Annotated in this window: 14 protein-coding genes; 8 read left to right on the forward strand and 6 right to left on the reverse strand. The window is 54.5% G+C overall.

Annotation, left to right across the window (positions count from 1 at the left end; all coding sequences use genetic code 11):
- Positions 1 to 13: 13 nt before the first annotated feature.
- The 3 genes from HZA49_06855 to HZA49_06865 all read left to right on the forward strand — a co-directional run bounded on the left by HZA49_06855 (position 14) and on the right by HZA49_06865 (position 2,576).
- Positions 14 to 223 (forward strand): hypothetical protein, encoded by a 210-nt coding sequence (locus HZA49_06855; protein MBI5779159.1) that lies wholly within the window; start codon positions 14 to 16, stop codon positions 221 to 223.
- Between the two features lie 409 nt (positions 224 to 632).
- Complete coding sequence (locus tag HZA49_06860; protein MBI5779160.1) at positions 633 to 1,295, forward strand: hypothetical protein; 663 nt, start codon at positions 633 to 635, stop codon at positions 1,293 to 1,295.
- A gap of 69 nt (positions 1,296 to 1,364) precedes the next feature.
- Positions 1,365 to 2,576 (forward strand): hypothetical protein, encoded by a 1,212-nt coding sequence (locus tag HZA49_06865; GenBank protein MBI5779161.1) that lies wholly within the window; start codon positions 1,365 to 1,367, stop codon positions 2,574 to 2,576.
- 152 nt (positions 2,577 to 2,728) lie between these two features.
- On the opposite strand, the gene cdhC is transcribed toward HZA49_06865, so the two are convergent.
- The 4 genes from cdhC to HZA49_06885 are packed head-to-tail and all read right to left on the reverse strand — an operon-like array spanning position 2,729 to position 8,002.
- A complete protein-coding gene (gene cdhC / locus HZA49_06870) occupies positions 2,729 to 4,939 on the reverse strand; it encodes a CO dehydrogenase/CO-methylating acetyl-CoA synthase complex subunit beta (protein MBI5779162.1) in 2,211 nt (736 codons plus the stop codon).
- A gap of 19 nt (positions 4,940 to 4,958) precedes the next feature.
- Positions 4,959 to 5,234, reverse strand: a complete 276-nt coding sequence (locus tag HZA49_06875) for a hypothetical protein (protein ID MBI5779163.1) — start codon at positions 5,232 to 5,234, stop codon at positions 4,959 to 4,961.
- 5 nt (positions 5,235 to 5,239) lie between these two features.
- Entirely contained in the window at positions 5,240 to 7,201 is a 1,962-nt protein-coding gene (gene cooS / locus HZA49_06880) for an anaerobic carbon-monoxide dehydrogenase catalytic subunit (GenBank protein MBI5779164.1), read from the reverse strand.
- A gap of 12 nt (positions 7,202 to 7,213) precedes the next feature.
- Positions 7,214 to 8,002: an AAA family ATPase gene (locus HZA49_06885; protein ID MBI5779165.1), complete on the reverse strand. Its 789-nt coding sequence runs from the start codon at positions 8,000 to 8,002 to the stop codon at positions 7,214 to 7,216.
- A 146-nt stretch (positions 8,003 to 8,148) separates the two neighbouring features.
- On the opposite strand from HZA49_06885, the gene HZA49_06890 reads away from it, so the two are divergent.
- From HZA49_06890 to HZA49_06910, 5 genes are all read left to right on the forward strand, one after another.
- Positions 8,149 to 8,694, forward strand: a complete 546-nt coding sequence (locus HZA49_06890; GenBank protein MBI5779166.1) for an epoxyqueuosine reductase QueH — start codon at positions 8,149 to 8,151, stop codon at positions 8,692 to 8,694.
- Positions 8,672 to 9,967: a SpoIID/LytB domain-containing protein gene (locus tag HZA49_06895; GenBank protein ID MBI5779167.1), complete on the forward strand. Its 1,296-nt coding sequence runs from the start codon at positions 8,672 to 8,674 to the stop codon at positions 9,965 to 9,967. The genes HZA49_06890 and HZA49_06895 overlap by 23 nt, the downstream gene beginning before the upstream one ends.
- A gap of 167 nt (positions 9,968 to 10,134) precedes the next feature.
- Positions 10,135 to 11,208, forward strand: coding sequence for a tRNA guanosine(34) transglycosylase Tgt (gene tgt, locus HZA49_06900; protein ID MBI5779168.1), 1,074 nt, complete (start codon positions 10,135 to 10,137; stop codon positions 11,206 to 11,208).
- Between the two features lie 108 nt (positions 11,209 to 11,316).
- A complete protein-coding gene (locus HZA49_06905; GenBank protein ID MBI5779169.1) occupies positions 11,317 to 11,784 on the forward strand; it encodes a hypothetical protein in 468 nt (155 codons plus the stop codon).
- 42 nt (positions 11,785 to 11,826) lie between these two features.
- Entirely contained in the window at positions 11,827 to 12,633 is an 807-nt protein-coding gene (locus HZA49_06910) for a dihydroorotate dehydrogenase electron transfer subunit (GenBank protein MBI5779170.1), read from the forward strand.
- Positions 12,634 to 12,782: 149 nt separating this feature from the next.
- Here HZA49_06910 and HZA49_06915 read toward each other — a convergent pair whose 3' ends face one another.
- Positions 12,783 to 21,266, reverse strand: a complete 8,484-nt coding sequence (locus tag HZA49_06915; protein ID MBI5779171.1) for a hypothetical protein — start codon at positions 21,264 to 21,266, stop codon at positions 12,783 to 12,785.
- Between the two features lie 102 nt (positions 21,267 to 21,368).
- Positions 21,369 to 24,080: a DNA polymerase I gene (gene polA / locus HZA49_06920; GenBank protein MBI5779172.1), complete on the reverse strand. Its 2,712-nt coding sequence runs from the start codon at positions 24,078 to 24,080 to the stop codon at positions 21,369 to 21,371.
- Positions 24,081 to 24,092: the final 12 nt, after the last annotated feature.

A 24,092-nucleotide genomic window follows, 5' to 3' on the forward strand; every position in this document is an offset into this window, starting at 1 on the left:
ATAGGATATGGATATGCTGGAAATTAACTCAGCGGAATTACCCGGCGATATGGCGGTGACGCGTTTTGACGGGGAGCCGAACGGCACGACATTTATAGATTTGGAAAACTTCCGGCACGCGAAAGGCGTCAATGCCGCAGTAAAGAAATTTACCAATGATATGAAAAGCGGGACGTCTTTCTCAGAGTGTAAACTTGTCCATTACCTGGGCTCAAAGATATAAGCCCGGTTTGTCGAGGGAGGTGAAAACTTCACTGGGGGCTGGGAAAGTTTCACTGAAGGCATTGAAGGTTTTACGAGGGCAGTGATGGTTTCACTGAAGGCGGTGAAAACCTTACTGAGGGCGGTGAGAGTTTCACTGAGGGCGTGGAAAACTTTACTGAAGGCGGGGAAAGTTTCACTGAGGGCAGAGTAAGTTCATTGAGGGCGGTGAAGATTTCATTGAGGGCGGTGAAGATTTCACTGAGGGCGGTGAAAGTTTCACTGAAGGCGGTGTGTTATTTATATAACATCTTTAATTTTAATAACTTATAGTAAATCCTGATTTCTAATCCCTTTCTTTCCCCCTTTGCAAAAGGGGGATTAAGGGGGATTTAATAGGTTGATACCAAAATCGGGATAGGAGGTGTAAAATGCCAGGAAGAGATTATATACCGTACTCAGACGCGGAGTTTGACGAGTGGTTGCGCAATTTCAGCGCCAATATCGGCCCGATCGGCACAACTCTCGGACTGCCGGCGGCCAAGGTTACCGCGGCCGTTAACGCCTATCCGGCCTGGCAGGTCAAATATGTGGCGCACCAGGCCGCCCAGGATGCCGCTCGGTCCGCGGCCGAGGACAAGGATGCCGGACGCGATACGGCCAAGGATACGGTTCGGGAAGTGGCCGGAATGGCCCAGAAAAGCCGGGACCTGACCGACGGGCAAAGAGAGACCCTGCGCATCACCGTGTGGGATACGAATCCGACCCCGATTCCGCCGGACTATGTGCTGAATCTGGCGCCGCCTAACCTGATTCTGGACTGGCATCAGCGCGGGCAGGTCACGGTCCATTTCGGCGTCAACCCGTCCAACGAGAAACTCAACGCCAAACCCAAAGACATTGCGGCGGCCAGAATCTCGTATCGGATAGAAAGCGGGCCGTGGACATTCGTGGCCGACGACACCAACAGCCCCTATCTGCATAATCTGGCCATCACCGAGCCACAGAACGTGGAATACCGGGCTCAGTGGATTGACAAGAAACAACGCGTCGGTCCTTACAGCGAAACGGCTAAGTGCACGGTATCACCATAGTACGAATTAAATCCCCCCAGCCCCCCTTTTTCAAAGGGGGGTAAAGGGGGATTTGGAGAGATTATTTTTATGCCATTATTACCTAATGAGGTCAAGACCGAACACATCGCTAACGGCGCAGTGACCACGCCGAAGATAGGCGATGCCCAGGTGGCTACTGCCAAACTACAGGATGACTGTATTACCACAGTGAAGATAGCCAATGCGTCTGTCACCCGCGACAAAATCGGCGAGAAACAGGTCAGTACTTCCCGCTTGAAGGATGCCAGTGTCACCACGCCTAAAATTGCATCTGCGGCTGTAGATAGCAGTAAGCTGGCAGTAAGCAGCGTCATCACTGAAAAGATTTCCAATGCGTCAGTTACTACGGATAAGATTGCACCTGGCGCGGTAATCAGTAGTAAGTTGGCAACAGATAGCGTGACTACTGAAAAGATTGTTTTCGGGGCAGTAACCGGTCCCAAAATCGGCCCAGGTGCAGTCACGGCAGAAAAACTGGGCGCTAACGCTGTCACCACCGAGAAGATTGCCAATGGCGCAATAACCCAGGCCAAGTTATCATTTACCCCGCCTTCAGTAGCAAGGCCTATCACGCCTGCGGTGACAACCGATGAAATTGCCGATGCCTCAATAATCGCCCAGAAGATTGCATCCAGCGCAATTACTGCCGCTAAACTTGCGACAAGCGCAGTAGAGACCGCCAAGATTGCCAACAAGGCCGTGACCGGCGCTAAAATCAAGGATTACGACATCGGCTATACCCAGATTGCATCCAACAGCATCAACCGCGAGAAGATTATCAACGGGGAAGTCATAACCGATAAGCTCGCAGACGGCGCGGTGACCGCCGAGAAATTAGCGCCGGGCGTTGGTGGCGGTGATAGATTCGTCTGGGGCGCGGAGGGACAGTCAGGTAATCCCCGCAGTTCGGCTGATGTGCTTTACTTAACCAGTATTAGCGCGGATATTCCTTACACAACCTTTGACCTTTCGGTCTGGGTTCCGGCTAATGCCAAGGCAGTGCTCCTGCAACTGGGCATCTTCAATCAGGCGTTTACATCAGGTCGGGCGTTCTTCCGGGTGCGAACTAATGCTGACCAGCGGGATGCGCTCGGCGTCGGGATGGCGCCCGGACAGAATTCTATGATGGCCAATAGCGGAATCGTGCCGCTGGTCGTAGGCACCGGGCCGAGGACGATTGAGTACACTCTGGAATCAGTCGGCGGGCCGTGGATTGCGACTTTTACGATGTGGATTACGGTCGTTGGCTACATTATGTAATAAAAAACCCCCTCACCCTTTCCCTCTCCCCAGCGGGGAGAGGATAGGAGAGGGGGATTTACTTTTATGTCTACCCAATAATCCCGTCATTCGACGGGATAATAGGCAGTCCCTACGGGACTCCCTTCGGTCGTAACGCCCGTACGGACTAACTACCCGATAATCGGCGGCATGGCCAGCGCCGGATGCCCGGTTTTCTGCAGGTGCGCAATCACTTCTTCTTCAGTAGTCGCCGTTGTTTCGTCCGCCATCATTTCCAGCAGTCCCGGCACGCCTTCTTCCGCGGCCCGCTTGTTAATCAGGTCCTTGAGTTCTTCCTTGAGGATTTTGGGCAGCCAGACCAGCCGCTTGATGCCGCCTTCGGCCAGGAGGAATTTCTTGCTGACGATATAACGTTTGCCGTGCCCGACAAATCCGGGTATCTGCTGTCCGCCGCCGACCGTGCCGGCCAGGGTGGAGAACTTCATTCCGGACGGCGTCATCCCGGCGAATTCCCGGCTGACGGTCATTACGCCGTTGGCGCCGGGCAGGACCGCGGCAATGCATTCAAAGCATCCGCACGAGGTCATCGGGTCGTTCATAATGCTGTAGGCGCTCATGGCCTGGATGGCCTTGCGCGACGCTTGGGCGATGAATTCGTTACAGCCGGTCCATTGTCCGTTGAGCGCGTTAATCACGTCGCCCTTGGGTACCGGCTGGTTCGGCCCGCGCGGATTAATCTCAAACGCCGCTTTGCAGGTGAACCAGTTATACGAGCCGCATAAGCCGGTCCGCTCCGGTGAGACCACGCAGACGTGGGTCGGCGCGAAACTCTGGCAGAGCAGGCAGGAATAAAATGTGTCGGTTGATTCGTCGGTCATCGAGCCGACCCGTTCGTCCCGTTTACTATAGACCGCCCGGGCTACATCGCGCATCTTCAAGACGTCCGCTTCCTTGGTGTATATCTTGACCTGGACCTTGTCCACGATGGAGGCGAATTCGTTGTGGAACTGGGCGTGGATAATCGTGCCGATGTGGGCCAGTTTAAAACCCTTGGCCTTGGCTTCCTTGCTGATGCGAATCCAGATAATTTCGCGCTGGCCCATGTGGAATACGCCCTGGGCCTCGTTGATGAAGTTGTGCAAGCGCCGCTCCAGAATCGGCTCGAAGTCGGCCTGCATCTTGCGGCCGGAAACCTCGGCGACAATGCCGATGGGCAGCATGGTGCCTTCCTTGATGTCGGTTATTTCCGGGCCGATTATTTCTATTTTATTGTCGGTAACTTCGTTGGCGTCCTTGGTAGTGACGAATTCAAATGCCGGGGTTTTATTACCGCCCATTTCCACGTAGGTGTCCTCGCCCCGAATCCGTTCGCCTTCAAATGCCGCACCGTAAGAAACCGGGATGGGTATCTTGGCAATATGGAGTTTTAATCCTCTGACTTCAATGGCTTTGGCAATCATCTTATCAGCCGGCACCGGCGAGACTACGTGTTCGTAGGTGCAAACGCCGGTGGGCAGGATTTGCCCAATGTCGGTTTCGGAGATGGCCGGGAATCCGTAATTGATAACGCCGGCGGCCTGGGCGTGCTTTTCATCATCCACCTCGCCGAATGCCAGGACGAATGCGAATATGCGGTTTTTGTTGTATTTCAGGATGCGTTGGTAATCGCCGGGCTTGACGCCGCCGAATGCCAGGGCGGCTCTGGTGGCAAATCCGACCGCGTGGATGGCCGCGGTTGAATCGTTGCCCAGCGGCACTAATCGCGTTTCCCAGCCCATCTGGACTCCGGCCTCGCGCAGTTGGCCGGCCATGCTTTTTCCATTATTGCCGGCCGCCAGGAATACATACAGGTTTTTCTCCTGAAGCTCCCGGGCTATTTTTACGGCGACTTCGGTAGATGGGCAGACGCCGACGCAGGCCGCAAAGCCCGGGGCGCTTCCGTCCACGAATTCCACGCCGCGTTTTCTCATGATAATATCATCAGCCGCGCCCAGCCAGAAATCGCCTTCTTCCGGGCAGTTCTCGCCGACCACGTAGGGCAGCGGGTCCTGGAGGTATTTTAATGCCTCAATAATCTCGTCCGCAAAGAGCGTGGCCATCCCGGCGTCAAGGGTGTGGCCCAGATAGGGCACCCAGTGCTTTTCATCCGGCACCGGATGGAGCAGTTTCTGGGCTTCCTGGAGCAGCTCGGTCAACTGGCCGACCTTGGCGATATTCATTCCCAGTATGCCGTGTGAAATCGGCAGGTAATAGCCGGTGTTAGGAAATTCCACCTTCTTATCGGCGCCGTGTTTCTTTAATGCTTCGCTGAGTTCTTTCTCGGCCCGGGCGACTAATTTGTGCGCGCCCCGGATAGCTTTAGTAGCGATTATTTTGGACATAAATTAAACTCCTTCTAAATTATTTAGTGAGTGCAATAATCAGTATATACACGATTAAGAGAAGTGTCCATATCCAAGCAATAACAGTTCCTATAATAGCCAATGTTTTTCTTGGGAATGGTTCTCTGTTTATCAGGAGAAAAATAAGCCCGTAGATAGCAACTATTGGAGCCCCACAACCAAGTAAACCGCCTATAAAAATTGTCCATGTATTTTTTAGTTGTCTATCTCTTCTTAAAACATTAGCCATGGCCTGTTCCATGACTTCTTTTTGTTGATTATTTTCTTCTATCATATCTTTTATACTGTCAAATCTCTCCGGGCATCCATATCATAAAGTTTGCGCTCCTGCGCCTTCTGGATACCGAGGGCTTCGCGCTTCTTGTTGATATGGTCAATAATCATGGCGGCCATCTTGCCGGCATCCGGCTCAAACGCCCACTTGCCTTTATATATCTTTTCGTATTCTTCAAATATGTATTTGGTCATGGTCGGGCTGCCCATGGTCGGCCAGGTGGCGCCGAAGACAACCAGCGCGCCTGAGGTGACAAAGTATTGGCCGATGGCAATGGCCTTTTCACTCATCCATTCCGGAGCGCAGCCGGCTACCGGCAGGTCAGACAGGTCTGTTCCTAACCCACCTTCCTTGACCATCTCGCAGCAAGCCACCAGGATGCGGCTGTTATCCACGCAGGCGCCGCAATGCAGCACCGGCGGCATGCCGACTGCCTCGCAGACCTCGCGCAGTCCCTTGCCGGCGAATTTGGCGGCTTCGGGCACCAGCAGTCCTTCCTTGGCGCAGGCAATGGCCGAACAGCCGGTTTGGACCACCAGGATGTCGTTGCCAATCAGTTCCTTGACCAGTTTGAGATGGACGTCATCGTGTTTGACCCTGGGATTGTTGCATCCGACCACGCCGACCACGCCGCGAATCCGGCCGTTGATGATGTTGTCATTGAGCGGGCGGTATGAACCACGGAACGAGCCGCCCAGCATATAATTAATCGTCTCGTGCGAGAATCCGGCTATCAGGTCCGTGACCTTGTTGGGGATATTGGTCTTGCCGCGCTTGGGGTAATTTTCTATGGCGACCGTGACAATCTTCTTGGCGATATTCAGGGCGTCGTGCTCGTCGAATTCAATATGGGTGGCGCCCTGGATTTTGACCGTGGGCGAGGTGGTAATCAGTTTGGTGTGGAAGCATTCAACCAGTTTGCCCAGGGCCGGCATAATACACTGGACGTCTACGACCATGGCTTCGACCGCGCCGGTGGCGATGGCCAGTTCCTGCTGGAGGAAATTCCCGGCCAGCGGCACGCCGTGGCGCAGGAGGATTTCGTTGCCCGAACAGCACATCCCGGCCAGGTTGATGCCCTTGGCGCCTTTTTGTTTGGCCAGGCTGACCAGTTCCGGGTCGCGGCTGGCCACGGTGACCATCTCGGCCATCAGCGGATTATGGCCGTGGACAACAATATTAACCTGGTCGTTTTTCAGCACGCCCAGGTTGACCTGGCTGCGCACCGGCACCGGTGTGCCGAACATAATATCCTGGAGTTCGGTGGCAATCATCGAGCCGCCCCAGCCGTCCACCATTGAACAGCGGCTGCCCTGGAGGAGCAGGTTTTTGTAGTCGGCATCGTCGCCGATATGGGTCCGGGACATCATCTCAACGATTTCCCGGTCAATGCCGCGGGGTGTGACGCCGGTCTGGTTCCAGATTTCCTGGCGCTTGGCCGGCGCGCGTTTAATCATCTGAAGCCCTTTTTCCGTGCCGAATTCAGCCAGGGCTTTCTGGCCCAGTTCTTCGGCGACCTTGTTGCTCGGCTTGTCTTTGGTGTCTATGCCGAAATCAGCCGCGACTTTATTTAGTTTTACGGTATCCTTAATCTGGTAGCCGGGGACTTCTCCCTTGGCCGCGGAGATGAATGTATGGCAGACGTGGCGGGAGTGCTCGCAGTGGGCCGCGGTGCCGGCGGCGATCATCCGGCAGAAATTACGGGCTGCCACCGTGTTGATATCCGCGCCGCAGACGCCCTTGACCTCGTCCGGTTTCTTGGGATTGAACCGGCAGGGTCCCATGCCGCAATGCTTGCAGCAGGCGCCGACTTCGCCGATGGGGCAGGGCTTGACCTTCTGCGCCCGCTGGAATGCCGTGTCATAATTAGCGGCCTCGGCGTATTTTAACATTTCTATAGTGGCTTCACAGACAGATGGGGCTTCTTTACCTTTGGGGTTAGTGTCTTCTTTCACGACTGCGCTCATAAACAGTTCTCCTTATCTATTCTGGTATTGATTAGATGGGTTTTTGCTATGCTCCAAAAATTCTATGATGGATGTGACCTCATGATTCACCTGCTGGTCCATCACTGCTGTTTCTTTCTTATCTAAACCGTTTATTGAATCGGAATAGGGAATATTCCCGATTAATTTAATTTTGTCAAGGTATTTCGTAATAAATTGCCGGTCTTCCGGCGACCTGATTTTATTACCGACGGCCGCCAGGTTCTTTATCCCGATTTGTTCGGCCAGTGTTTTGATTCGGTGCGCGGCCTGGATACTGCGCAGGCCCGGCTCGACTACGGTAATCATCCAGTTAACCGCATCAGCCGTGGACCGGCCCAGGTGTTCCACCCCGGCTTCCATATCAATGATGACCCGTTCATTGCGCTCCAGTAGGATGTGCCTGACCAGTGTTTTAATCAGGGCGCTGGCCGGACAGACGCAGCCGCCGCCGCCGGTGGTGACTCCGCCCATGACGATTAACCTGATGCCGTTATGTTCATGGGCAATCTTATCAGGCAGGTCGTCCACTGTGGGATTGAGTTTGAACATCTGTCCGAGCGTGCCGGGCTTGGCGCCGGTGCGTTCCTCAATCAGTCCGGACATCTCGCTTAAGGGGATGATTTTGTCGGGTTCGGGAAATCCCAGCGCGCCGGCCAGACTGGTCACCGGGTCGGCGTCGATGGCCAGAACCTTGTAGCCGGCTTTGGCCCAGGCATTGGCCAGAAGGGATGCGATAGTGGTCTTGCCCACGCCGCCCTTGCCGGTAATTGCAATCTTCACCCAGCCCCTCAATTTCTATACTAACCCAGTCCTTCCTTAATCTTTATAAGGAGGGGCTGGGCTCATCCTACTTCTCTAAAGCACTACGACCATAAATTAAAGCAAATATCTTGGAATATGTTAACAAATTTTGGCAGAATATTATTATGAACAATCTGCTTCTTCACATCTGCTGCGGAGTGTGTGCCGTGGGATTAATCAATAAGTTTAAGCAGGATGGCATTAAGGTTACCGGCTACTTTTATAATCCCAATATCCACCCATTTATGGAATTCCGGAAACGCTTGAGGGCGGTTGAGGTCTTATCCGAGCAGGAGAAAATGCCGATACATTATGAGACCTCCTATGGGTTGGATGAATTCCTGGTTGCCGTGGCGCCTTATGCGAAGATATACGAAAAGAACCGATGCCTGAAATGCTATGAGATGCGGTTGATTAAGACCGCCCAGAAGGCCAGGGAATTAGGATGCGATTCGTTCGCCTCGACCCTGATGGTCAGCCCGCAACAGGACCAGGACGCTATTAGAAATATCGGAGAAAAGGTTGCCAAGGCAGTTGGAATTGGTTTTAAGTATGAGGTAGTGACCGATTTGTATCATGAATGCAAAGAACTGGCCAAGAAACGCCAGTTATACCGCCAGCAGTATTGCGGGTGTGTGTTCAGCGAGTATGAGAGATATAACAAAAAATAAGGATACAGGATGCAGGATGCAGGATACAGGAAATAAGGCGCCTGTTCTGGTGTTCCTTTGTGCCTTTGCGGTAATAATCTTGGTTGCCGGCTGCGCTTCCAACGGCTCGGCGTCATCGTTTTACCGCTATGAGACGGCCAAAAAGGTATTGAGCGAGCCGCCGTATCTACAGGTTTTGCTGGCCGAATACGGCAATGCTGATTCGGCCGTTATCAAGGTCGGCGCTGCCTATGCCTTATATCCTTATCTGGACAATCGGGCCAATAAATTCATTGGCCCGCAGCCGTTATCAAAGCAGAATGCCATGTTTGAGCCGGTCAAGGTATCAAACAATGACGGCGATATCGTGCTGGGCGGGGTAAGCAATTTCTTTGGCAATGATATCGTGCTGGTGCCGGCCAGCAGTTCAGCCCTGATTTTGGTGGGCAAACGGAATTACAAGGGTCGCCTGAGGATAAAGGCCCTGCCCAATAACAAGATTGCTCTGGTCAATATCATTGATATGGAAAGTTACCTGCCCGGCGTGGTCTCCAACGAGATGGACGAATCTTGGCCCCAGGATTCGCTGGCGGCTCAGGCCATATCGGCCCGGTCATTTGCTTTTTACCGCATCAAGCAATCGGCCGTGGGGCAGTCCAAGAAGCTGTTTGACTATGACCTGACCGACGACATCTATTCCCAGGTCTATCGGGGCGAGGAGCGGACCGGTCCCAAGACCAGGCAAGCCGCAGAACAGACCCGGGGCATTATCCTGAGTTATGATGCCATGATTTTCAACTGCCTGTTCCATGATACCTGCGGTGGGCATACCGAGCCCGGTGATTTGGTCTGGGGCGGAACGGTTGTTCCGCCGCTTAAGGGACGCCCCTGCGGTTTCTGTTACCATTCCAAGCACTCGCAGTGGAAGGTTGAATTCACCCAGCCGGAGATTATCAAGGCGCTGGACCTGAAAGGCGAAATCGATGATATATTGATAACCAAGGTTGCGCCGGGCGGGCATATCGTGGAACTGGCGCTTAAAATATCCGGCCGGGCCGAGCCGATTACCTTCCAGGCCCAGAAATTCAGGATTGCCCTGAATCCCAATAAACTCAAGAGCACGCTTTTTAAGGTGACTAAGAAAGGCGTCTTGTTCGAATTCACCGGCCGGGGCTGGGGCCATGCTGTCGGTATGTGCCAGGAAGGCACGCGCGGCATGTCCGAAAACGGATTCACCCCGCTCCAGGTCCTGGAGTATTATTACCCCCAGGCCAGGGTGGTTAAGATTTATTAGCATAGAGCAGGCTGTCTAAAAAGCCCCATTTTGTCATTGCGAGCGATCGAAGGGAGCGTGGCAATCTCTATTTTCTGCGGGGAATGCGAGATTGCTTCGTCGCTCCGCTTCTCGCACTGACACTTTGGGGACAGCCTAAGTGCGTAGAGCATATAGTAATTAATAAAATGAACGAAGCATTCAGTTTCAATATCATCGCTAAGGATAAATCATCCCAGGCCCGGTCCGGGGAATGGAATACCCCGCATGGACCAATCCGCACCCCGGCGTTTATGCCGGTCGGCACCAACGCTACGGTCAAGGCGCTCACACCACAGCAATTAAAGGACTGTAACGTCTCGGTGCTTATCTGCAACGCTTATCATTTGCATCGCAGGCCGGGCGAGAAGATAGTGGCGCAGATGGGTGGACTGCATAGGTTCATGAATTGGCCCGGCCCGATTCTGACCGACAGCGGCGGGTTCCAGGTGTTCTCGCTGGCGGAATTAACCGAGGTATCGGACGACGGCGTGGAATTCAAGGACCCGATTAACGGCGACACCATCATGTTCACACCGGAAAAGGTGATGGAGATAGAAGAAGCGCTGGGCGCGGATATCATCGTCCAGTTTGACCAGCCCGTGGCCTATCCGGCGACATACGAAGCCACCAAAGAGGCTACCCTGCGCAGTATAAAATGGGCTCAAGCATGCCTCAAGGCCAAGAGCCGTCCGGACCAGATGCTCCTGGGTATTGTCCAGGGCGGGATATTTAAAGACCTGCGTGAGCTGTCCACCAAATCGCTCTTGGATATGGGATTTACCGGTCTGGCCATCGGTGGCTTAAGCGTGGGCGAGGGCAGTGAACTGATGTTCGAATCCATTAGGGCCATCAGGCATTTAATCCCGCCGGAATACCCGGTCTATCTGATGGGCGTGGGTACGCCTGAGGATATAGTCAAGGCCGTGGAGTTGGGTGTGGACCTGTTTGACTGCGTTCTGCCTACCCGCAACGGACGCAATGGCTATGGGTTTACCGCTAACGGTAGTATTAGGATTAGGAACCTGCAATACCAGTCAGACCAATCTGCGCTGGACTCGGAGTGCAAATGCTACACTTGTACCAATTTCACCCGGTCATACCTGAGGCATCTGTTCCAGTCAGAGGAGATGCTTGGTCCGACCTTGCTGTCTATGCATAATGTTTATTATTTCCAGTCGTTGATGAAACAGATGAGGGGAAAGATATTGAATAAAGATTAAATGCGTACACGGATTAAACAGATTTTGCTGATTTAGCGGATAATCCGGGTGTCTCTGTGGTGAAAGATTTTCTTGATAGGACGCATAATAAAATATATCCTGATTGATATGGTCAGAGTTAGATTGTTGATAGGGTTAATGCTGATATTTCTGGCGCTGGGTTGCCAGTCAACCGGCGTGCCGCTGGTGCCGGCCTATCCCTGGGCCGGATGCGGTGTGGGGAGTTTCGTCCAGTATAAAATGATTATGCCGGACGGCAAGACCGTGCAGGAAAAGCAGACCGTGATTGACGTCAAGCCCGGCCAGGTGCTGGTTGAATCGTCGGCCCTGACCGATGACGGCTGGGAGCCCAAGGGCAAGATGATTGTGCCGCTCAATGTGCCCAAGCGTCCGCCGGCCGGCGCCGTAGCTCTGGCTCAGGAACAGCTCATCATTGCCGGCAAGACCGTAAACTGCAATGTCATGGAAAGCAACGGCATCCGGGTCTGGATGTCCGATGAGGTGCCGGGCGGACTGGTCAAGCGGATGAGCGAGGGAGTAGTAGTCCTGGAAGTGATGGACTTCAGGAAGAAATAGCAACCACAGATTACACAGATTTCGCAGATTAAGCAGATAATAATGACAATAAAGTCAACAATAGATGCCAGGGTGATATCCAACAAGCCACTGCAAAAGGGCAGGGCGTGCAAATATTTCCGGATGGCGCTGGCGTTGAATAAACCAGTCAAAAAGGTTATTCCGGGCCAGTTCGTGCATATCAGGTTAGAGTCGAAAGAACACGTCCTGCCCAGGCCGTTTACCATATTTGACGTGAAAGATAAGGGTAGGGTTATTGAGGTGGTCTATCAGGTAGTGGGCAAAGGCACGGAATTGATGTCGTATCTTAGGCCGGGCCACAAAGTCTGGGTCTTGTGTCCACTGGGCAACGGATTTAAAATAGATAAGAAGATTGGGATGCATGTCCTGGTTGGCGGTGGTATCGGCGCGGCCGGATTATATCTGCTATTAAAGGAAATGACGGTCCAGCGGATAAAGAACATCTATGTCTTTATCGGCGCCCGGAGCAAAGACGACCTGTGCTTGTTGCCTGACTTCAAAAAGCTATCTAAGGACATAGTCGTAGCCACCGAAGATGGCTCTTTGGGTACTAAAGGTCTAATTACCTCTTCATTAGAGAATTTCCTGAACAAATTCGTCATTAGGCCTTCGTCATTAGGCATTTCTTTATATGCCTGCGGTCCTCGTGGAATGTCTGAGGCCGTCCGGAAACTCGCCATAGCCCGGAACATCCCAGCCCAGCTTTCCCTGGAAGCCCGGATGGCCTGCGGCGTGGGTTTATGCCGGGTGTGCGTCTGCCGGACTACCAAAGGGTATGCCACGGTCTGCGAAGACGGCCCGGTGTTTGATGCCCAGGACCTGGCCTAAATACGGCATTTCGGCTTGATATCAGTTGATACCGGCTTGACATCAGTTGATACCGGATATATATCAATTGATTTCGGCTTAAAATCAGTGTATTTCGAGCTTAAATACATGGATTTAGGCCTATAATCCAGGGATAAAAGAAGGTAGGTCTATTCATTCGGCGCGCCGGCGTAGTAATATGTTGACTGTTCTACGGCTGAGCCGTTTCTGGTCTGGGGGGTGTTGCCTGAATAGCCGTTACATTCGTAGTAGAGCCGACCGGCGCCGCCTGCGCCGCCATAATCGCCCCATCCGTCCTGTCCGCCCCGTCCGCCATTAGCTGAGATGGTGCCTGAATTGGTAATGGTATTAACTCGTAAAACAGCCGAGCCGCCGGCCCCGCCACCACCTAAGCCGGCCGTTGCGTAAGTGGCTTCATAATAATCTATTCCAACGCCGCCATTGGCGATAATATAGCCGGTGTTGGAGATGACATTGGCTCCGATGAACAGGAATCCGCCGCCGGTCCCGGCATTGGTGCCGGATATGACTTCAGCATAATCATCACTAACACCGCCACCGGCCCCGCCGCCGGCCCCGAGATAGGCGCGTCTGTTTAACTGGGTGGAATCACCATAGAGACCGCCGCCGCCGGCATCGGCGCCAAAATCAGAGCTGCCCTGACCGCCGGCGCCGCCGATTGTGCTTGAGCCGGGCGAGCCGACCCCGTAGGCCAGTCCGACACTTCCATATCCTCCGCCTCCTCCGCTTCCGCCAAAATAGAAGCCATTTCCGGATGTGTCATACAAGCCACCCGCACCACCGCCGGCCGGACCAATGGTGCCGGCTGCAGCATTTCCTGTATAAGAGATGGTGCCGTTGGTTGAATAGCCGCCGCCGCCGCCGCCGCCGCCCGGATTCTGGCTCTGCGCGTTCGTGGCTGAGGAACTGGTGGCCGTGCCGCCTGAGGCATATCGGGGTTGGATATATGATTCACCGGCTTCTGAGCTGCCATTACATGTAGTTCCTGTCCCGCCTCTATGGCCTCTGGCTGAGGCGTTTATATAACAAGTGGAGTTGATGGTGATAGTTCCGTTGGCCCTAAAGGCCATAACGCCTCCGGTTGAGCCATTCCAGTAATTACAAAAAAGCTCAGAACTGCTTCCGGAGATGGTGACATCGGTGTAATTGGGTACGCGCTGGACAATTATCCGCTGGGTCGTGCCGTTATAGGAATTGGTCAGCGGAGAAACGAGAGTGATAGAATAGTTATCCGGCAGGGCGATGATGCGCTTGAATTCGTATAGCCCGACATTGGTGTAACTGGATGCCGTGCCTTGGAGATTGATGATGATGACCTCGTCATTGACGGCAAATCCGGTCGGCCGGGCACCGGTGGATGAGATGGTGGATTGGCCGGACGGGATATTGACATCTATGGTCCAGATGACTGCATCAGCAGTTCCGGTTCTGGTTGTCTGCTGTGTCTGGGTATTGATGTTAAAGCCGCTGGTAACGGTAATCGGTCCATCTGCGCCTGAGCCGCGGTAATCAGGCAGGATGGTGGTGAACGACAGGGGACTGCCATAACTGGTGCCGGAGCTGTTGGTGGCCACGATACGGAAGTAATAGGTGGTGCTGACCACCAGCGATGTGATGGGCGCGGAAACACTGACATCGATGGTGCCGTTGCCGGCGTTCTGGAGCGCGGTGGTATTTCCGTAGGTGATGGTGGTTCCCCACTCAAAGTAGTAATTGGTATCAGCGCCGTTGGGATTGACCGTGCCGCTCAGGACCGCGGAGTTATAGGTGATGGTGACAGCTGAATTAGTATTGACCGTCGGTCCGGTGCTGGGCGCCGGGCTATAGCCGGAGAATGAATCGTATTGGAGATAGGTCCGTCCGGCGCCGCCGCCGCCGCCGGAATAATATGGAGACGTTCCGCCCGTGCCGCCAAAGGTGGCGATGCCGTAGATATTCTGGTTGGTGATGACGCTGGCCTGGATGTAGATAGAGCCGCCTGAGCCGCCGCCGCCGCCGCCCGGGCAGGAACGAGCCACGGTGTTAGGAGTGACGCCAGCCAGGCCGCCGGCATAGATATAGGCATTGTCCGTAGTAGAGCCGGCCTGATTGTAATAAACGATGACGGTATTGGCGCCGATACAGATGAATCCGCCGCCTGTGCCGCCCGAACCGCCAGTCTGTTCTCCGCCCGTGCCATAAGAACCGCCGCCGGCGCCGCCGCCGGCACCGAGGTATGCCCGGTAGGGCAATTGAGTGGTATCGCCATAGGTGCCGCCGCCGCCGCCGCCGCCTGCTTCAGGAGTCCAAGGAACGCCAGCCAGACGGTCGCCGCCCCGGCCACCGGTCGTACCTGAACCGGCCGTGGCTGTGATGGTGCCGGAAATAGTGCCGACTCCGGGCTGACCAACTGTGCCATAACCGCCGCCGCCACCGCCACCGGCCAAACTGAAATAAGAGACAGAATATGCTGCGCCACCGCCGCCACCGGCCGGACCAGTCGTGCCCACTGAACCGACCGTAGATGAAGAACTATCTGTGGCGCTGCTACCGCCGCCTGCACCGCCCGGATTTGGAGTAGCCACGCCATTATAAGAACTGAATGAGCCGGCCTGCGCGCCTGAAGAATAGAGCCCGCCGAAATAGGTTTCACCAGCTGGCGCATTAGAACTCCGAGCTACTCCGGTGCCGCCCCGGAGGCCCACGCCATAGGCGCTGACATAGGCCGTTCTGGTGGCCGGGGTATCGGTCGAGCCGACTGAGACGGTGTTCAGGCCACGGAATGCCAGGACGCCGCCGGTCGCGCCGTTCCAGGCGCTGCAGGTTAGGTTGGTATCCCAGGGCACGGCCACGCCGGAGTAATTGGGTATGCGCTGGAGCATGACATATTGGGTGGATCCGCAATTGGCGTCAGAGCCGGTCGCGTCGCCGTAATACCTGATTTTAGGCCAGGCAAAGGTAACGACATTGCCGGCCACTGAGGCGACACGCAGGAATTCATAGTTGCCGGTATTGGTAAAGGCGGTGGATGAGCCCTTTAATGAGATGAGGATAACCTCGTCGCCCGGGCTTATGGCGCCGGATGGGGCGTCAACCAATGTGGCAGTATTGGCAGTCATGGTTGAGACCCGTGAGTTCCAGGCATCTGCCTGGGTACGGCTGCCGCTCCAGTTAGTATTTATATTAAACGTTCCGGTAACGGTCAGCGGGCCGTCTGCGCCTGAGCCGCGATAGTCCGGATAGGTGGTAAAGGTCAGGTTTCCGCCCAGTGTGGTGCCGCCGGAGTTGGTGGCCCTTAACCTGAAGTAGTAGGTGGTGCTGGCGGCCAGAGAGGTTGAAGTCAGGGTAACACTGACCGGAACGTCTGAGGTGCCGCTGCCGGCGTTCTGGATGGTGGTGCTGTTGCCGTAGGTGATGGTGGTGCCCCATTCAAAGTAGTAGTCGGTATTATTCCCGTTGGGATTAACCGTGCCGTTTAAGGTGGCCCAAGTTACGGTAATAACCGTGGCCGGGTCAGTGGTGACTATGGGCGCGGTGCTGACTGAGATTATATTAAAGGCATTTGAGGTGGCGCTGATAGTGCCGGAGAGCGCCGTGGCGCTTAAGACATAGCCGGTGCCGGCCAGGCTGATACTTAAATCATTAAAGGTGGCAATGCCGGATGCGTCGCTGTTTCTGGTGAGCGTGCCGGCCATGGTTGTGCCGTTGGTGGTTGTTATTGAAACCGCGGTGTTGGAAACCGGATTGCCTACTTGGTCCCTGACCAGGATTGTTATGGCCGGAGAGATGGTATTTCCGGCATTGGTATCGGTTGGCTGCTGGATAAAGGTAAGTGTAGATGATGAACCAGAGGCGGTGACCGAGAACGGACTGGATGTGGCAGATATTAAGGTGCCGCTGGTGGCGGTCAGGGTTCGATTGGCGCCGATGCCGTAAACGGTCACGCCGGTAAAGGTGGCCAAGCCGCCGGAGGCCGGGACATTGGTGGTGGTTCCAGAGAGTGTGGAGCCGGCGCTGACGGTAAGAGAGACCGGATTAGTGGCCGTGATAACATTATTGTCGTATTGGTCGCGGATGATGACGGTAACCGCCGGGGCGAAGGCCGCGCCGGAGATTGTATCGGTCGGTTGCTGGACGAATGCCAACTTATTGGGCGATGCCGGATTGACGGTAACGCTATTGCTGGCTGAGGTGGCGGTCAGGGCGCCGGAGGTAGCGCGGATGGTGATGGTCTCAGCCCGGTTATAGGTGGTAGCTGTAAATGTAGCTACTCCACCGGATGCGGCCACGGTATTGCCCGAGGCGAATCCAGTAGTGCCGGTGACAGTCACGACCGTGACGCTGGCATTGGTCACCACCCGGTTATTATACTGGTCGGTAATCTCGGCGCTGAATGAGGCCCAGGAACTGCCGGCAATCTGGGGCGAGGCGGGTTGGGTGACCCAGAGCAGTTTACTGGCATTAGCCGGATTGATGGTGAAATTGCTGGAGGAAGTAGTGGTGCAACCGATTGCCGAGGCGCTCAAGGCGTAAGTCCCGGTCAGGGTGATACTCAGATTATTAAATGTCGCCAGGCCCGATGAATCGCTAGTTTGTGCGAGTGAGCCACTCATTAATGTTCCATTAGTGGTGGTGACAGATACCGAGACGCTGGGTACATAATTGCTATAGACATCCCGGACCCGGATGGTCATGGCCGGCGAGATGCTCTGACCGGCGGTGGTATCAGTCGGCTGCTGGACGAATATGATATTATTTGCGCTGGCCGGATTGATGGTGAAGTTACCGGAGGCAGTAGTGGTGCAACCAATGGCCGAGGCGCTTAAGCCATAGGTGCCGGCCAGGGTCATACTGAGATTATTAAACGAGGCCAGGCCGGCGCCATCGCTGGTCCTGGTGAGCGTGCCGCTTATGGCCGTGCCGTTAGTGATGGTGAGCGATATCGAAACCGACGGCACGGTGTTGCTATATGCGTCCGTGGACCGAACGGTAATTATCGGCGCGATGGTTTGCCCGGCAGTGGTGGTGCTGGGCTGCTGGACAAATGCCAGGGTGCTGGCTGTGGCCGGATTTATGACAATGCTGTTGCTGACTGCAGTAGAAGTAATACCTCCTGATGTGCCGCGGATAGTGATGGTCTCGGCGGTATTATATTTTAGCGCACCAAAGGTGGCCAGGCCGGACGATGCCGTGGTTGTGTAGCCGGAGGCAAATCCGCCTATGCCGGTGGCGGTAACCATAGTCATCACCGTAGAACTATCCGTGACACAGCGGTTGCCGAAGGAATCGATTACCTCAATACTAAATGAGCTCCAGGTATTACCGGCTGTCTGGGGCGAAGCGGGCTGGGTGACCCAGCGCAACTGGTTAGCCGGGCCGGTCAGGTTATTGACCGTAATCGCGGTGCTGGTGCCTTGCTTGCTGTTGGCGTCAATGGCTGTGATGGTGAAGCCGTCCGGCGGCGTGCCGTCGTGCCGGGCCCGGTAATAAATGGTGGCTACTCCGCCGCTGAGGTTATAAGTGCCGGTGGTGGTGATATATGAGTTATTGGTGTAGAAGGTAATGGTCGGGGTGGCTGTGACCACGGCGGTGGTAATAGTAACGGCGGTGGAGGTGCTGACCGTATTATCAGAGATATCCTTAGCCGTGACAACCGCGCTTTGGGTGCTCCAGGATATTACGGATGAACTGGCCGGTACGACCGTGTAATAACTTATGCCGCCCGGAACGATTGTAAGGGTCCGGTTGGCGGTTTTGGTTGGGGTCGCCACCGAGGTGGCGGTAATGGTCACTGTTCCGATTGATAAGCCGGTGAGTTTATCCACATTGAGCGTGGCCGTGCCGGTGCCGTTTGTTTTGGTCCAGGTATGGGTGTCAGGGACAATGTTGTTGGCTGCGTCTTTGGATGTGGCAGTACAGAGATATTCCACACCAGACCCGATGGAGCCAGATGGTGTTGAGACCGTGACCGAATTGACTGCGCCGGGTATGACCGTGACTGTTTTACCGCCGGACTTGGTTGGAGCAGATACCGATGTAGCGGTAATGGTAACCGTGCCTGACAAGACGCCGGTGAGTTTGTCCACACTCCGGTTGGCTGTGCCCGAGCCATTGGCATTAGACCAGGTGTATGTGTCCGAGACAAGATTACCTGCTGCATCTGTAGAGGTGGCGGTATATGACGATGTCTGGATACCGGAGGTAATCGGGTCGGAGCCGGATACAGTGACTGTGTTAATGGCGCCGGGGATGACTAACACTGTCTTACCGCCGGACTTGGTTGGGGATGAGGCCGAAGTCGCGGTGATGGTGACCGTGCCTGATAAGACGCCGGTGAGCCTGTCCACACTCCGGGTGGCAGTGCCGGTACCGTTGGCGTTGGTCCAGGTAAATGTATCAGCCACCTGATTAGTGGCTGCGTCACGCGAGACCGCGGTATATGATGATGTCTGGATACCGGAGGTAATCGGGTCGGAGCCGGACACAGTGACTGTGTTAATGGCGCCGGGGATTACGGTGACGGTCTTACCGCCGGACTTGGTCGGAGCCGCCACCGAAGTCGCGGTGATGGTGACCGTGCCTGATAAGACGCCGGTGAGCCTGTCCACACTCCGGGTGGCAGTGCCGGTTCCGTTGGCATTGGACCAGTTATATGTATCCGATACCGTATTGCCGGCGGCATCGCGCGAGACCGCGGTGTATGATGATGTCTGGATGCCGGAGGTAATCGGGTCAGAGCCGGTCACAGTGACCGTAGCCACTGAGCCCGGCACCACGGTCAGGGTGCTGTTACCTGATTTGCTCGGAACCGCCACCGAGGTGGCCGTAATAGTGACCGTGCCGATTAATGTGCCGGTGATTCTATTTACGTTGAGCGTAGCCGAGCCCGTTCCGTTGGACTTGGTCCAGGTAAATGTATCGGTCACGGTATTGCCGGCCGCGTCACGGGATGCGGCGGTGCAGGTATATTCCACGCCGGATGAGATGGAACCGCTGGGCGCCGAGACCGAGACCGTGGAAATCGCGCCGGGCGCCACTGTGACGGTCTTGCCGCCGGATTTGGTCGGGGCAGCCACCGAGGTGGCGGTGATGGTAACGGTACCGGCCAGGACGCCGGTGAGTTTATCGACACTCCGGGTGGCAGTGCCGGTGCCATTGGCATTAGACCAGGTGTATGTGTCTGATAGAGTGTTACCGGCGGCATCGCGCGAGACCGCGGTGTATGACGAGGTTTGGATTCCTGAGGTAATCGGGTCAGAGCCGGTTACAGTGACTGTGCTAATGGCGCCGGGCAGGACTATTACGGACTGTCCGCTGGACTTGGTCGGCGCAGTGTTGGAGGTGACGGTGATGCTGACCGTGCCCGAGAGCACGCCGGTAAGTTTATCGATACTGAGATTGGCCGAACCGGTGCCATTGGCCTTGGTCCAGGTGTAGGTGTCAGGGATAATATTGCTGTTGCTGTCATAGGATACGGCCGTATATGATGAAGATTGGACACCTGAGTTTATGGAAGACGAGCCGGTCACGACTACAGTAGCAACAGGTCCGGCATTGACGGTCAGGGTCGGAGATGCCTTGGTGCGTCCGGCCCGGTCTGTGGCAGTAAGGACCATTGAGCCGGCCAGGGTTATCCTGACATAGATCGTGGCAGTTCCGTTAGTCATGGTATATGTGCCGGTGGAATTGGCAATGGTTAAAGCATTATTACTGTAATAGGTCAGGCCGGTGCCGGAATTCATGGTCAGGGTAAATGGGTTATGCGAGGTGACCAGCGCATTATTGGAATTGTAGGCCGTGACAGTCATGGTCACGCCATTGCCGGCGGTAATGGTAGTGGCGGTGGGTGTGATGGTATAGGATTTTATCGGCCCGGTCACGAAGGAATAGGTGGAAGACGACCGGATGCCGAATGGGTTATAGGCATCTACCTTCCAGTAATAGCGGGTTGTTTCGGTCAATCCGGCCGAGGTTGGAATCTGGATACTCAAGTCACCAGGCCTGGTCGTGTCCGTATAAAGCGGCGAGGCGAAACCGGAGTCGTTATCTAGATAGATGGTGTATTTGGTTTCCTTGGGCGCATTGGTCCAGTTGAATTCAGGGGTTAAAGACATTCCGGAATCATTATTAACCGGCGTAGCCAGGTTGAATGTGTTTGGTGCTGTGCCGCCTGCTGATGTATAAAAGCATGATGGGTCATTCGATGAAATGGTTGTGCCATAGGCATTTACGGCCTTGACCCGCCAGTAATACCAGACCCCGCCCCATAATAAGCCAAATGGAACGGATTGTTGGGTGGTATTTTGTCCTAAGGTGGTGGAGTAAACCATATTAGCCGCTGAGAAATCATCCTCCTTGGCGATTTCCAGGATGTAACTTGTGGCGTTGCTTGAGGCGTTCCAGGCTACGGGCACGGATGTTGAGAAGACGTCAATATTAATAGAGCCGTCAATTGGCCAGGTGGTCTGGAAAGTTCCGGGTATCGGAGCGCTGCTGCCGGAACCTCCGCCGGATTTCTTGCGGTTTAAACAACTGTTACTTAGCAGGAGTAATGAAATGGCAATGCTGATTACAGCGATAGTTTTAATGAGGTGTCCGGGGTAATGTTTTGATGAGTCCGATTCTGGAATCATTCTATTAGACCTCTACCCTCACACCAATGTATTGGTGTACGGGTCTACTATATAATTATACCCCAATGCGAGGTTAAATCAAGAGAAATATGGAAAATTTCTTTATCTGACCGGTTTCAGGTCGGACCAGTTCTTGCCCCTGGAAATATCCACCCTTAACGGAACGGATAACTCCACATTAAAGCCGCCTTTAAAGTTTTCCATCTCGTCGCGGATTAACGGCAGGGCTTTCTTTTCCTCATCAGCCGGGACTTCAAAGACCAGTTCGTCGTGCACCTGCAGTATCATCCGGGTCCGGAGTGATTCCTTAATCAGCCGTTGGTGGATATTTATCATAGCCAGTTTCATCAGGTCGGCGGCCGTGCCCTGGAGCGGCGCATTGACCGCCACCCGCTCGGCAAAACTGCTCACCGCCTTGTTGGGGTTGTTGATTTCCGGCAGTTGCCGTTTCCGGCCCAGGAGGGTGGTGATGAATCCGGTCTGATGGGCCTGCTGGATGGATTTGTCAACATACGCCTTGACGCCCGGATAACGGGCAAAGTAACTGTCAATATACGACTGGGCCAGGCCGTGGCTGATATTGAGCTCCGTGGCCAGGCCGTGCGAGGACATACCGTAGATGATGCCGAAATTGATGGTCTTGGCCAGGCGGCGCATATCGCTTGAGACCATATCCTCCGAGACTGAGAATAGTTCCGAGGCGGTCCTGGTGTGGACATCCTGATTGGTCTCAAAGGCGTTCAGCAATGATTTATCCTGGCAGAAATGGGCCAGCAGGCGCAGTTCTATCTGGGAATAGTCCGCGCTAATCAGGAAGAAACCTTTGGCCGGGATGAATGCCTCGCGGATGCGTCGGCCTTCCTCGGTCCGGACCGGGATATTCTGGAGATTGGGGTTGCTGCTGCTCAGTCGTCCGGTGGCGGTAATGGTCTGGTTATAGGAGGTGTGGACCCGGCCGGTCTTCTTATTGACCAGCAGGGGCAGGGCGTCAATATAGGTATTGACTAATTTGGAGAAGGAACGGTATTCCAGGATTTTAGCCGGCAGTTCGTGTTTGTATGATAGCCGGGTCAGGGTTTCATTGTCCGTGGAAAATCCGGTCTTGATGCGCCGGGCGCCGAATTCCTTGAGCAGGGGAGCCAAAACCTCCTGGAGCTGTTTGGGCGAATCAATATTGAATTCCTTTTCGGCTGATTTGTAGATAGTTGTCTTGAGCCGGTCGATCCGGGCCTGGAATTCCTTGGATAACTCGGACAGGAATTCGGTGTCTATCCTGACGCCGGTAGTTTCCATATCGGCCAGGACTTCAATCAGCGGGATTTCCAGTTTGGCGTAGAGGTCCTGCAGCCCGGCTTGCTTCACCTGGGGCAGCAGGATTTTCCCGGCCAGGAAGGTGATGTCCGCATCCTCAGCCGAATAATCCCTGGCCTGGTTGACCTCAACCTGGTTGAAAGTGATTTCCTTTTTTCCGGCGCCGACCACGTCTTTATAGGTAGTGATTTGATGGCCCAGGAGTTCCTGGGCGATATCCTCCAAACTATGCCCGCGCCGGGCCGGATTCAGGATATACGATGCAATCATAATGTCGTCAATCGGCTGGGCGATTTTAATGCCGGCCTGTCCGAAGACCTGCATATCAAACTTGAGGTTCTGGCCGATTTTGCGCTTGTCCGGGTCGGCCAGCAGTGGTTTGAGTTTGGCCAGCACGTCCTTGACCGGCAGTTGCTTGGGCGCGCCGATGTAATTGTGCCTCAGGGGAATATAATACGCCTCGTGTTCCTGGCAGGACAGCGAGATACCTACGATATCGGCCGAGACCGGTTCCAGTGAGTTGGTTTCCACATCCACGGCGAATTCCTTTGCCTTAGCCAGTTCGCTTAATAATTTATCGAATGTTTGCTGGTCAATGACCAGATGGTAATTTTCGGAAGAGACGGTTTTTACCGGCGCTAATTCTTTCAGGAACTTGGTGAATTCCAGTTCTTTAAACAGGGCCTGTAGTTTTTCAATGTCGGGCTTGCCGGGCCGGTATTTGTCGGGCTCGCCAGCCAAAGCGGGCTCTATTTTTATGGTGCTGAGTTGTTTGCTCAGCCGGGCCAGTTTGATATTTTCTTGGTTAGAGAGGGTTTCCCTTAACTTCTCTTTCTTTATCTGGGCCGTGTTCTTAAGCAGGTTGTCCAGGGATGAGAACTGCTTAATCAGTTCCACCGCGGTCTTTTCGCCGATGCCCTTGACGCCCGGGATATTGTCCGAGGTGTCGCCCATCAAGGCAAAGACATCGGTAATCCCATCGCCAATGGTGCCGAACCGTTCTCGGACCTCAGCCAGACCGGTGCGCTTGTCTTTCATGGTGTCCCAGAGCGTGACGCGGTCCGAGACCACCTGGGTCAGGTCCTTGTCGCCGGTGATAATTACTACGTCAAATCCTTCTTTTTCCGCCTTTTTGGCGATACTGCCGATCAGGTCGTCTGCCTCCAGGCCGCTCTTCTCGGCCACCGGAATATTATAAGCCCGGACAATGTCCTTGATATAGGAAATCTGGGGCTTGAGTTCGTCCGGCATCTCAGGCCGGTTGGCCTTGTAGTCGGAATAAAGTTCCTTGCGGAAGGTCGGGCCGGGCATATCAAACGCCATGACTAAGTATTCCGGCTTGGTATCGCTGATGACCTTAAGAAGCATGGAGGTGAATCCATAGATGGCGTTGGTGGGCAGTCCCTTGGAGGACGCCAGATTCCTGATAGCGTGGAAGGAACGATAGATATATGACGAGCCGTCGATGATGAATAGTTTCTTGAGCGATGATTCTTTAGGCATCAGTGATTACTG

This window comes from Planctomycetota bacterium (assembly GCA_016235865.1).
Lineage (GTDB): Bacteria > Planctomycetota > MHYJ01 > JACQXL01 > JACQXL01 > JACRIK01.